This is a genomic window from Lysobacter humi (ex Lee et al. 2017) (genome assembly GCF_054781815.1).
In genome coordinates this window covers 456848-468743 of the sequence record NZ_BAAGTR010000001.1, presented here as the reverse complement: position 1 = coordinate 468743, position 11896 = coordinate 456848, and the positions used below count along the sequence as shown (strand labels likewise).

Below are 11896 nucleotides of genomic sequence, written 5' to 3'. Positions count from 1 at the left end.
TCAGGCGGACGGGTCGACGTCGATCTGCAACCAGAAGCCGTCTTCGGCGGCGAGGCGTGCGGGCAGTCCCGTCAGCGGTGGCAGGCCCGGCGGATCGCCGGCCCGCGTGGCGAGCGCCGCCGCGATGTGCCGGCGCAAATCGGCGACGAGCAGGTCCAGCCGCGGGGCTTCGGCCTGCAGGTCGGGGAAATCCGGCAGCTGCGCGGTATACCGGCCCTCGCCGACCCGCCGCACGAGCGCGAAGTAGCGGGTCGGGTCGCGTGCCATCACGGCGGCGCGTCCGCGATGAAGGCGAGCAGGGCATTGCAGGCCTCGGCGCCCTCGATGGCGACGCGCCCGCGCAGCTGCAGGGCCACGAGCGTCGCGGGCCGCAGGTGCCGCGTCGCCAGCGGCGCGACGCCGAGCAGGAGCACGTCGTCGGCGGCGTCGAGCGTCTCGCAGGCCGGATGCCAGGGGTCCAGCAGCACCAGCCGGCCGGCGACGTCCTCGGCGAGCACGAATTCCATCCGGGCCGCGGGGTCGACCGGCTGCGGACGCACGCCCGGCACGAAGCGCGCGGCCTGTGTGCTACGCGCACGGCGGCGTCGGAGGGCGGGGCCGGGCGACTGGGCATCCATGCGCCCACGTTAGGCAGCGCGCGGCGCCGCGGCATCGGGGAAATCCCCCAGGCCGACGCGCGCGGCGTCGCACATTCGACGCGCTGGGTCGCGGGAACCCGGCCGGACGTCAGGCGCGATGGGTGTGTCCGTGGGCACGGCAGCGGGCGCGCGATCGGGGGTTGCATGCCGGCGCACTGTCATCCCGCGATACGGCCGCCGTGTCGGTGGCCGACGTCGATATCAGGACATCCCGGCAGGCCGGCTCGACGCCCGCACCACCAGCGTCGCCGGCAGCATCGCGCTCGCCGCCGGCTCGCTGCGCACCAGCTGCATGAGCGTGGCGACCAGCAGTTGGCCGGCGCGTGTGGTGTCCTGCACTACGGTGGTCAGCGGCGGCGTGGCGAAGCGCGCCATGGGAATGTCGTCGAAGCCGACCACCGAGACGTCCTCGGGGATCCGCCGGCCGGCCTCGCGCAGCGCGCGCATTGCGCCGACCGCGATCAGGTCGCTCGCCGCGAACAGGCCGTCGAAGTCGACCCCGCGCGCCAGCAGGGCCTGCGCCGCGGCATGGCCGGCCTCCTCGCTGGTCTCGGCATCCACTTGCAGCGTGGGATCGAGGGCGAGGCCGGCGTCGGCGAGCGCCGCCTCGCAGCCGCGGTAGCGGTCGAGGAACTCGGGGTAATGGCTCGAGGCATGGCCGAGGAAGGCGATCCGCCGGCGGCCGCAGGCCAGCAGGTGCTCGCCGGCCAGCCGGCCGCCGTGGACGTTGTCGCAGCCGATCGAGACGCCCGGCTGGTCGGCCGCCACCGCGCCCCAGCGCACGAAATGCGTGCCGCGCTCGACGAGCGCATCGAGCTTGTGGCGGTAGTCCTCGTAGTCGCCGTAGCCGAGCAGGATCAGCCCGTCGGCCTTCATCGAGTCCTCGTAGTCCGAATGCCAGTCGTCGGACAGCTGCTGGAAGGAGACCAGCAGGTCCTGCCCGTGCCGGGCGCAGGCGCGGGTGATCGAGCCGAGCATCGACAGGAAGAACGGGTTGATGTGCGACTCGTCCGGGGTCGGGTCCTCGAACAGCAGCAGGGCGAGGGTGCCGGAGCGCTGGGTGCGCAGGCTCGAGGCGCGCCGGTCGACCTTGTAGTTGAGCTCGCGGGCCACCGCCTCGACCCGCTTGCGGGTCTCCTCGTTCACCAGCGGGCTGCCGCGCAGCACGCGGGAGACGGTCGCCTGCGACACCCCGGCGCGGTAGGCGATGTCGAACGAGGTCGGCTTGGATTTCTTGGTCATGCCGGCCGGAGTGTAGCGGCCGGCCGGGATTCACTAGCCCATTCGTTGGGCTGGAAACGGCCGTGGCGGCCCCCAGTTCGGGAGAGGCCAGCTTCCACCGGCCGGCTTTATCCCAGCTGCACATCCACCCGGGAATCCTGCCCGACCAGCGTTCCAGCCCCGCAACACTCCGGAACTTCCGGGCCCTTTAGCAGTCAAAGGACCCGACTGCTAACCTAGACCCCATGACCTCGACAGCCAGCACTGCCCTCGTCGCCAACAACCTTCCCGTCGCCGTCCCGGCGGCGCTGAGCCCGCTCGGCTCGCTCGACGCCTACATCAATGCGGTCAACCGCATCCCGGTGCTGAGCGTCGACGACGAGCAGGCGCTCGCGCGCCGCTACCGCGACCACGAGGACCTCGACGCCGCCCGCGAGCTGGTGCATTCGCACCTGCGCTTCGTGGTGCACGTCGCCCGGGGCTACAACGGCTACGGCCTCGGCATCGGCGACCTCATCCAGGAAGGCAACATCGGCCTGATGAAGGCGGTCAAGCGCTTCGATCCCGACCAGGGCGTACGCCTCGTGTCGTTCGCGGTGCACTGGATCCGCGCCGAGATGCACGAGTTCATCCTCAAGAACTGGCGCATCGTGAAGGTCGCCACGACCAAGGCCCAGCGCAAGCTCTTCTTCAACCTGCGCAAGAGCAAGACGCGCCTGGGCTGGATGAACGCCGAGGAAGTCCGTGCGGTCGCCGCGGACCTCAACGTCTCCGAGCGCGAGGTGCTGGAGATGGAGTCGCGCCTGTCCGGCCGCGACATCGGCTTCGACGCGCCCGACGATGGCGACGAGGACGGCCCGCCGAGCCCGGTCGCCTATCTCGCGACGCAGGGCGAGGATCCGTCGCAGCTCTACGAGCGCGAGGACGAGGAGGGCAACCAGCTCGACGTCCTGCGCGAGGGCCTCGCCGAGCTCGATGCGCGCTCGCGCGACATCATCAAGCGCCGCTGGCTCGACGGCGACTCGAAGGTCACGCTGCAGGAGCTGGCCGACGAGTACGGCGTGTCGGCCGAACGCATCCGCCAGATCGAGGCGAATGCGCTCAAGAAGATGCGCGCGCTGTTCGCGGCGTAAGCCACGCACTGAGTGTCACGGAGGGCGGCCCGGGAAACCGGGCCGTTCGCTTTTGAGCGGGGCATGAATGCCGGCGCTGTGCGACGGCGGCGGATCACGCCTGCAACGCGAGCGTGCGGATATATCGAATGCAGGCACCGCGACAGGATCGACCATGCAGACGACGCCCTCCCCGAGTCCGTTCCCGAGCCAGCCGGCCCCCGTGTCTGCCGACGCGGACCTCGCGCGCGACGTCGCGCTGCGGCTCGAGCACTGGTATCGCGAGCACCAGCTCGACCTGCCGCCCGACGTGCAGGCCGGCTTCGTCGAGATGGGCGTGGAGGCGGTGACGCGCTATCCCGAGCGCCCGCGCGACGAGGTGCTCGACGAGCTGCTCGCCGAGCTCGACGCCTCGCTGTCGCGCATCAAGGCCGAGCCGGCGCCGGGCACGGCGAGCGGCGCGATGCCCGCAACCGCGCCAAGGCGCGGCTGGTGGCGCCGCCTGTTCGACCGCGACGCGCACTGAGGCACGCGGTGCATCCGTCGCGACGGTGCAGGGCCCGATGCGCATCGGCCTGATCGCCGACACCCACGGGCTCCTGCGGCCCGAGGCGGTCGAGGCGCTGCGCGGCAGCGACGCGATCGTGCATGCCGGCGACATCGGCGACCCCGCGATCCTCGACACGCTGGCGTCGATCGCCCCGCTCACCGTCGTGCGCGGCAACAACGACATGCAGGCCTGGGCCGCGACTCTGCCGGACCATGCCGTGCTCGATGCCGGCGTGCGCATTCACGTGCTGCACGATGCGCATGATCTCGCGCGCTATCCGCCACCGAGCGGGACGCGCGTCGTGGTGGCCGGTCACTCGCACCGGCCGGCGATCATCGAGCGCGACGGACTTCTGCACGTGAACCCCGGAAGCGCGGGGCGGCGCCGGTTCCGGCTGCCCGTCAGTTGCGGCGTGCTCGACGTCGACGAGCGCGGTGCCGTGCAGGCGCGCATTGTCGAGCTCGACGTGCCGCTCGCCAGGCGACGCTGATCCCGCGATCGCAAGCAGGGGTATGGAGGGTGCGGGTCGCACTTGGATTCGCAGCGGGACTACCGGGCGTCGTGCAGTCGTGTAAACCGCAGTCGCGCAATCGGCGGACAGCTCCATGCCGCGTGCAGCTTCCTGCGTGCGAGTGCAGATGGACGTGGTCGTGTCGCGTGTATAGCCGGCATCGCTCGGGCGCGGAGATCCAGGGGCCCGGTGGGGCCGGGACCCGGGCCCAATCCGACCTGCAGTCCGCCGAAACCCAGGCCCGCACACCGGCTCGGCGTCAATGGCGGGCGGTTGCACGTGATCGACGCATGCCGGTCGGGTCCACGTCGGCGTACCTCGCCGCGCCTCAGTCGACGCTGCTGAAGAACGCCGTCCACTGCTGCATCCAGCGCGCACGGTCCTCGGCGGAGGTCGACGGCGGGAAGCAGGCCTTTGCGGCGTCCAGCCCCGGCACGGCCATGCACGACCAGGCCGGTGGCGTGGACCCCGCACGCAGCAGGACCGCGCTGGCGATGCCGCCATCGCGCAGGCCGATCATGAGGTCCGGCCACGGCGAGGGATCGGCGCCCGGCATCGGGTCCGCGTGCTCGCAGACCTCGTCGAAGCCGAGGCGCTCGTCGCCATGGCAGGTGCCGCTGAAATAGGCGCGCAGGAACCGGTCGACCGAGGGATCGCGCAGGCCGGCCCGGTCCGCGGGCAATGCCGCCAGCGCGCGGACGACGTCCGCGGTCGGTGCCTCCGTGCGCAGCGGGGCCGGTGAAACGGCGCCCGCGTCGACACCGGGCGCCGCGCCGGCTTGGCTCGCGACCCGCGACGCGAGCTCCGGGGCGCCGGACGGCGCCGGCCCACAGCCGACGAGCCCGATCGCGAGCGCGGTCGCAGCCGCGCGAATCCTTCCGTGGTGCATGGTCCCGTCCTGTCGCACGCCGCGTCCTGCGGCCGTGTCAGCCTGCGCGCGCGGCGAGCAGGGCTTCGAGGCGCAGCTGGTCCTGCGCAAACTTGCGGATGCCGTCGGCGAGCTTCTCGGTCGCCATGGCGTCCTCGTTGTGCTGCCAGCGAAAGGCGGGCTCGTCGAGCCGCACGGGCGCCGCCGCGCGTGCGGCATCGTCGACCAGCGCGGGCGTCACGTTGCCGCTGTCGGCCGCGAGCTCGGCGAGCAGCTCCGGCGAGATGGTGAGGCGGTCGCAACCGGCGAGGGCGAGCACCTGCCCGGTATTGCGGAAGCTCGCGCCCATCACGACGGTCGCGTAGCCGTGGCGCTTGTACCACTGCCAGATGCGCGTCACCGACTGCACACCCGGGTCGTCCTGCGGCGTCGCCGGCTTCGCCGCGCCGCTCGCCACGTGCCAGTCGAGGATGCGCCCCACGAACGGCGAGATCAGGAACACCCCGGCCTCGGCGCAGGCCACTGCCTGCGCGAACGAGAACAGCAGCGTGAGGTTGCACTGGATGCCCTCGCGCTCGAGTCGCTCGGCCGCGCGGATGCCCTCCCACGTCGACGCGATCTTGATCAGCAGGCGGTCGCGCCCGATGCCGGCCTGGTCGTAGAGCTCGACGAGGCGATGCGCCTTGGCGACCGTCGCTTCGGTGTCGAAGCTCAGCCGTGCATCGACTTCGGTCGACACGCGGCCCGGAATGAGCTTGAGGATCTCGCCGCCAATGGCGACGGCGAGGCGGTCGCTCGCATCCGCGACGCGTGTGTCGCGAGTCTCGCCTTGCGCAGCGGCGACCGCGGCGTCGACGAGCGGCGCATACGCCGGCAGCGAGGCCGCCTTGAGCAGCAGCGACGGATTGGTCGTTGCGTCGAGCGGGCGGAAGCGGGCGATGGCCTCGATGTCGCCGGTGTCGGCGACGATCGTGGAGTGCTGGCGGAGGGCGTCGAGTCGGTTCGTCATCGCGTCATTGTCGCGCACGCACGGTGCGATCGGCTCGACGCGCCGTGCACGAGGCCGGCGGGGCGGAAGCCCGTCCCGCCGGCGCGGGCATCACATGGCCGGTACCGGCCGCGCCTGCTGTTGCTGCTGCTGGCGCGCGTCCTGCTCCTGCGCCTGCCGGTTCACCGCGACCTGGTGGATCTGCTGGCTGCTTTCGGCGATGGACTGGTGCGCCGCCTGCGGCACGCTGATCGCATCGGTGCGACCGAGGCCCGCTTCATCGCGGCCGGGGCCTGCCTGCACCGCGCGTACGAGCGTTCGCGTGTCGTTGATCTCGACGCGATCGATGCGCTGCAAGCCTTCTCGCAGACATTCGACCGCGACCGTCGCCGCGATCTGCCGGCTGTGCGGACCCGACGCGATACCCGCAGCCTTCTCGGCTGCCTGGACCTTCTCCAGCACCTCGCGGTACAGCGCGTGATGCGGGTGGGACGGGTCGGTCATCAGTGCCTTGCTGGCCTGGTCGAGGGCCGCATTCGTCTTCGGCCCGACCATGCCCTTGCCTTCCAGGCCGTGGTCGAGCTGGAACGCCTTGACCGCCGCGAGTGTGTTGGCGCCGAAGTCGCCATCCGCCGCCAGCGGGCGACCGTCGGCGCCGCGGTAGCCGAGATCGGCGAGGCGCTGTTGCAGCCGGGTGACGGCGGGGCCCTTCTCACCGCGCTCGAGTACGCCATCATGTTCCGCCGTGGCCACACGCGTCGTGGAGGTTGGTGGCGTGGTGCGGTCGCGCTCGGACTTTGCTTCCGTATGCGGACGCTCGATCAGTGCGCGTGCCTCGTGCAGCGGATCAGCCGCATAGAGCCTCGTCCCACGCGCCTGCTTTGCCTGCAGGTACTGATCGAGTGGGACCAGTTCAACGCCTTCACCACTGCGCGACTGACTCGCCATGAGCCGACCATTGGCCGGATCACGCATGACCATCACGATGTGGTCGATGCCTTTGAAGCGGCCCGCGTCCCAGTTCTTCCTGCCATTGTCCTCGCCGATCACCATGCCTTCGCGAAGTGTGGAGAGGTTGACCTGTGCGCCTTCCAGCAGGTGTCCTGACTGCCGGGACGCCTTCTCGACGATCATCGCCGCGCCATCCATTGCCGGGCTGAACAGTTCACCGCGGGAGAAGATCTCGCGCCCGGCCTTGCTGTTGATCTCCTGCATGGTGGCGTTCTGCAGCATCACGACCCAGCCCGAACAATCGATCGTTCCACCGCGCACCGACTTTTTCGACATTTCGTAGCGAACGTCATCGTGCTCGATGCTCAGTGCATGAGCGCGATCGAGCGACACCGTTTGCTTCCCGGAAGCTTGCATCGTCGAATCGGCTGGTGCGGGTTTGCTGACCGATTCGCGGACGGGCTCGATACCCTTCTCGGGAATCCGTACTCGATCGAACTTGGTATCCCAATAGGCGACGAATGTTCGAGCGAGGTCCCGATCCGACAGACGTTGAGCATCGCGATAGCTCACGCCTGTAACGCGCTCGAAGTCATCCGGGTGCACATTGTTGAGGATGTTCGAGCGCGTGTCGTCTCGGCTGAAGCGCCCTGTCGCGAGTGCGGCCTGAAGCGACTTGTAACCGCCAAGGCCCTGCTGGTGGGCGAGATACATGTCGAGTCCGTCGGGTTCCGGCTTGCCCGAAAGGTAGGCGCGGCCGTCATTGCGATGCGCGTTGGCTAGCCCGCGCCGGTTGTCGAGATACAGGCGGGCCGCGGCATCGGTGTTGAGAACCGGATCAAACTCCCGACCCGCAATGCCGTAGGCCACCGCAGTGGCCGGAACAAACTGAAACAAGCCCTTGGCGCCCCGTGCGCCGCGCGAGGCGCGTTCGTCGAAAGTGCCACCGGTCTCGATGTAGGCGAAACGCAGGAAGTCGTCGCGCGGGATGCCTCGCTCACGCGCTTCGGCTTCGATGATGTCCAGTACCTGGCGGCGGGAATAGTCCTGTGCCATGTCAGCATCCTTGCTTGTTGGAAATTAGTTCTGGCGGGTGTATTGCCGGGTATGCGGGTCGTAACGATAGTGCTCCCGCGGCGCGCCGGGAGCGCCGCGGCCGCTGAGTGTCACGACGATGTCAGGCAGCCCCCCCTGCTTCGGGGCAAATGCAATCGATCCCTTGATTGGCGCGCACGGATAAGCGTGGCCGTCGTCGCAGCCGGCGCTGTCGTCTGCACCGGCTTCAAGGGTTCCCGCGTGGTGCCAACGGGCATCGGCCGTGCGTACCAGAATTTCGTAAAGCTTTGGAACCACGCCCTGCTCGATCGCTCCGTCGACAGGGACGGCAACGACCCTGTGCTGCGCGCCGATCGCCGCAGTAACGACGGGACGTCCACGGTCGACCGCATATGCCCGCCCTCGCGCGCCGATGCTGCCGATGTTGGGCTCCGCGAGGACTTCTTTCCACTTCGTTCCACTCTTCGATGCCGAGAGGAGGTACGTCACTTGCCCGAGAACCGCAGTTGCTGTCGGCTCGGGATTTCCTGGGAAATAGGCGAACCCCGTGAAATGTTGGACCCCATCGACCGCATAGACATCCTTGGCCCACAGTTCCGGGGTTTGACTCGGCGCTTGGGTCGCATCGCCGGCGCGGGCGATCCGCTCGACCACAGCGGATTCAGCTGGCGTGCCAGGAATGCGATCTGCAGGCGACCGGTCCTCCTGCGCCGGGTGGCGATCACGTGCGTCCGTGACGTGGGTGGTGGCGATTGCAGCCGAGTTGCCAACGGTCCCGCCCGCAGTGGGACCATTGCTAGGCGAGCTGCAGGCCGCGAGGACCAGGGTGAGGAAAAATCGAGCTTGATGCATGGTCGTCGAAGGAAGCTCAGTCAGCCGCGCTGAAATATGCCGTCCACTGCTGGGTCCAGAGGACCCGATCCTCATGGGAAGTATGTGCCGCAAAGCATGTGCGCAGCGGTGCAGGTAAGGGGAGATCCCTGCACATCCAGCCGGCCAGCGGCAACGGGTGGTCGATCAGCACCACGCTGGCGAGCCGGCCTCCATCGACCCCGATGACGAGTTCGGGCCATGGCGAAGGATCAGCCTCTTGGTTGGTACCGTAGTACTGACAGACAGCGTCGAATGCCAGTCGTTCGTCGGGACTGCAGGCGTCCGGAAAATACCGATCCAGGAACTGCGAGACTTGGGGCGTCGACTGATCGAGATTCGCCGCTGGCAGTTCGGCCAAGGCCGTGAAGGGATCTACCGCGGATCGTGCATGCGTGTCGTGTGTCTGCCCCGCCTGCATCGCGGCCGTCGACGCGGGAGCATTGGCCACCGCGTCAGGCGAGCGTTCGGTTGGGGGAAATCGCGGTGCACTGCATCCCGAAAGCAGCACCATGCAAAACATGAGTCGTCCGTAACTCATTCGTCCTCCTTGGTAAGGCGCTCCCTGGACATGCCAGGGCAGGCGGCCTGAAGACTAATACAGATCGACCGGATCCACATCCAGCGACCACCGCACCCGTCGCGCTTCCGGCAGTGCGCGGATCGCCGGCAGCGCCGCATCGAGCGCGGCGTGCAGTGCGGGCCGCGCATTCGAGGACAATACGAGCTGCGCGCGCTGGAAGCCGGCGCGTCGCGGCATCGGGGCGGGCAGCGGGCCGCTGGACTTGAGCAGCATCCCGGGCGACGTCGCCTCGAGCTCGGCGCGTGCGGCGATCAGGAAGGCGTTGGCGACGTCCATGTCACGTGCCTCGGCGCGGAACATCGCCATGTGCGCGAACGGCGGGAAGCCGACCTGCTCGCGCAGCGCGAGCTCCTCGTCGGCGAAGCGGGGATAGCCGCCCTGCAGCAGCGTGTGCAGCAGGGGATGCTCGGGATGATGCGTCTGTAGCAGCACGTCGCCCGGCTTCTCGGCGCGTCCGGCGCGCCCCGAGACCTGCACGAGCAGCTGCGCGAGTTTCTCGGGCGCGCGGAAATCGGCCGAGAACAGGCCTTCGTCGATGCCCACCACCGCGACGAGCGTGAGCCCCGGCAGGTCGTGGCCCTTGGCGAGCATCTGCGTGCCGACGAGGATGCCGGGGCCGTCGCCGAGCGTTTCCAGATGGCCCGCGAGTGCATCGCGATTGCGCGTGGTGCCCTTGTCGATGCGCACCACCGGCACCTGCGGGAAGCGTGCGGCGAGCATCTCCTCGAGCTTCTCGGTACCCGCGCCCTGTGGCTGCAGGCCGAGGCCACCGCACGAGGGGCACGCGTCCGGCGCGCGCCGCGCGGCGCCGCAGTGGTGGCACTGCAGGCGTCGGCCCTTCGCATGCACGGTCATCGACGCATCGCAGCGGGCACACTCGGCGGTCCAGCCGCAGTCGTGGCAGAGCAGCACCGGCGCATAGCCGCGACGGTTCTTGAACACGAGCACCTGGCCGCCGCCTTCGAGCGTGTGGCCGATCGTGTCGACCATCTCCGGCGACAGTCCGCCGTCGAGCGGGCGCTTGCGCACGTCGACGACGCGCACGGTAGGCGGACGCGCGACGCCGGCGCGCTTGCGCAGGCGCAGGTGGGCATAGCGCCCGCTGCGCGCATTGCGCAGCGATTCCATCGAAGGCGTCGCGCTGCCGAGCACCACCGGCACGCCGAGCGCATGGCCGCGGTAGAGCGCGAAGTCGCGCGCGTGGTAGCGGATGCCGTCGAGCTGCTTGTAGCTGCCGTCGTGTTCCTCGTCGACGACGATCAGCCCGGCGTCCGGCAGCGGCAGGAAGACGGCGCTGCGCGTGCCGACCACGACGCGTGCCTGCCCGCGCATGCAGGCCGCCCACGTGCGCGCGCGCTCGCCGTCGGACAGGCCCGAGTGCAGGGCGTAGACGGGCACGCCCAGTCGCGCGCGGAAGCGCGCGAGGGTCTGCGGGGTGAGGCCGATCTCCGGCACCAGCACCAGCGCCTGCCTGCCGCGCGCGAGGCAGTCCGCGATCGCGTGCAGGTAGACCTCGGTCTTGCCGCTGCCGGTGACGCCGTCGAGCAGGACGGCGGCGAACCCGTCCGCGCCGGTGATCGCATCGATCGCGGCGCGCTGCTCGTCGTTCGGTGTAGGACCCGGCTGGGCCGGCGTGGCCGGGGCGTCGAAGACGACCTGCTCGACCAGTCCGCGCTCGGCGAGGCGACGCAGCGCGGGGCGCCAGTCGTCGAACAGGCTGTCGAGCTCGTCCTCCGCCCGCGGGGCCGCCGCGAGCTGCTCGGCGAGGCGGCGCGGCCGGCCGGGGCGCAGCTTCGCGAGCCCGTCGGCCCCGGCGGCCGACAGGCGCCAGCCGAGGCGATCGGTCGCCGGCAGCGGCTCCCCGTGGCGCAGCAGCGTCGGCAGCGCCGTGGCCACCACCTCGCCGAAGGGCTCGTGCGTGTAGTGGGCGAGCCAGCGGAGCGACTCCCAGAGTTCGCCCTGCAGGAGCGGTGTCGTGTCGATGCGCTCGAGGGCGGCCTTCGCCTCGGTGCCCTCGTCCGCCGGGCCCACGGCCGCGACGAGGCCGACGCGCTCGCGCGGGCCGAAGGGCACGCGCACGCGGCAGCCGACGTCGCTCGCCATCGCCGGGCCTTGGGGCGGGCGGTAGTCGAACAGCCGGGGCAGCGGCAGCCCGCCGATCGCGACCTTCCAGACGGTCTCGCTCGAAGCGGGCAGTGGCGGCGCAGGATCGGGCATCGGCGGAGTCTAGGCCGCGCGGCCGGCGCAGTTGGCCGCGATAGCTGTGTCGACGATCATGAATCGTACGTAAGTGATTGCCACGGCTGGGGTTCCCGCCTTATCCACATGATGTGTGGATAAGTCTGTGAATGGCCGCGGTGCGCAGGCGCCGAAACCCGCTCGGATGCAGCCCCGCCGCTGTTGGCGAAAAAATCACCACGCCGGATAATCGTTGACGGATCAATAGCTTGGGTGTGGAACACCGTTGTCAAATTACGGCAATGGGGTCGCAGGGGCTGCGAATGACAGGCGGATGACCGCTGTGGGCAAGTGCTGCGGCCGCTCGGGC

General features: G+C 69.9%; 12 protein-coding genes. 3 read left to right on the top strand and 9 right to left on the bottom strand.

Features of this window, described 5'->3' with window-relative positions; translation table 11 throughout:
* From ACYVJJ_RS02125 to ACYVJJ_RS02115, 3 genes are all read right to left on the bottom strand, one after another.
* Entirely contained in the window at window positions 1-267 is a 267-nt protein-coding gene (locus ACYVJJ_RS02125) for a hypothetical protein (RefSeq protein WP_460830708.1), read from the bottom strand.
* Complete coding sequence (locus ACYVJJ_RS02120) at window positions 267-617, bottom strand: hypothetical protein (RefSeq protein ID WP_460830706.1); 351 nt, start codon at window positions 615-617, stop codon at window positions 267-269. The genes ACYVJJ_RS02125 and ACYVJJ_RS02120 overlap by 1 nt, the downstream gene beginning before the upstream one ends.
* A gap of 222 nt (window positions 618-839) precedes the next feature.
* Window positions 840-1880, bottom strand: a complete 1041-nt coding sequence (locus ACYVJJ_RS02115) for a LacI family DNA-binding transcriptional regulator (RefSeq protein ID WP_460830704.1) — start codon at window positions 1878-1880, stop codon at window positions 840-842.
* Between the two features lie 224 nt (window positions 1881-2104).
* Between ACYVJJ_RS02115 and rpoH the strand changes: the two genes are divergently transcribed.
* The 3 genes from rpoH to ACYVJJ_RS02100 all read left to right on the top strand — a co-directional run bounded on the left by rpoH (window position 2105) and on the right by ACYVJJ_RS02100 (window position 4011).
* On the top strand, window positions 2105-2992 hold the full coding sequence (gene rpoH / locus ACYVJJ_RS02110; protein WP_460830703.1) for an RNA polymerase sigma factor RpoH: 888 nt from the start codon (window positions 2105-2107) through the stop codon (window positions 2990-2992).
* Between the two features lie 154 nt (window positions 2993-3146).
* Complete coding sequence (locus ACYVJJ_RS02105) at window positions 3147-3497, top strand: hypothetical protein (protein ID WP_460830702.1); 351 nt, start codon at window positions 3147-3149, stop codon at window positions 3495-3497.
* Between the two features lie 37 nt (window positions 3498-3534).
* Window positions 3535-4011 carry a metallophosphoesterase family protein gene (locus ACYVJJ_RS02100; protein ID WP_460830700.1) on the top strand — a complete coding sequence of 159 codons (477 nt, stop codon included), beginning with the start codon at window positions 3535-3537 and terminating at the stop codon, window positions 4009-4011.
* 349 nt (window positions 4012-4360) lie between these two features.
* On the opposite strand, the gene ACYVJJ_RS02095 is transcribed toward ACYVJJ_RS02100, so the two are convergent.
* The 6 genes from ACYVJJ_RS02095 to ACYVJJ_RS02070 all read right to left on the bottom strand — a co-directional run bounded on the left by ACYVJJ_RS02095 (window position 4361) and on the right by ACYVJJ_RS02070 (window position 11565).
* Entirely contained in the window at window positions 4361-4921 is a 561-nt protein-coding gene (locus ACYVJJ_RS02095) for a hypothetical protein (RefSeq protein ID WP_460830699.1), read from the bottom strand.
* Between the two features lie 37 nt (window positions 4922-4958).
* Complete coding sequence (gene tal, locus ACYVJJ_RS02090; RefSeq protein ID WP_460830698.1) at window positions 4959-5909, bottom strand: transaldolase; 951 nt, start codon at window positions 5907-5909, stop codon at window positions 4959-4961.
* Between the two features lie 90 nt (window positions 5910-5999).
* The gene (locus ACYVJJ_RS02085) at window positions 6000-7895 is read right to left on the bottom strand and encodes an XVIPCD domain-containing protein (protein ID WP_460830696.1); all 1896 of its coding nucleotides are present in this window, start codon (window positions 7893-7895) and stop codon (window positions 6000-6002) included.
* A gap of 24 nt (window positions 7896-7919) precedes the next feature.
* Window positions 7920-8549, bottom strand: a complete 630-nt coding sequence (locus ACYVJJ_RS02080) for a hypothetical protein (RefSeq protein ID WP_460830694.1) — start codon at window positions 8547-8549, stop codon at window positions 7920-7922.
* A gap of 214 nt (window positions 8550-8763) precedes the next feature.
* Window positions 8764-9306 carry a hypothetical protein gene (locus ACYVJJ_RS02075; protein WP_460830693.1) on the bottom strand — a complete coding sequence of 181 codons (543 nt, stop codon included), beginning with the start codon at window positions 9304-9306 and terminating at the stop codon, window positions 8764-8766.
* Between the two features lie 54 nt (window positions 9307-9360).
* On the bottom strand, window positions 9361-11565 hold the full coding sequence (locus ACYVJJ_RS02070; RefSeq protein WP_460830692.1) for a primosomal protein N': 2205 nt from the start codon (window positions 11563-11565) through the stop codon (window positions 9361-9363).
* Window positions 11566-11896 lie beyond the last annotated feature (331 nt).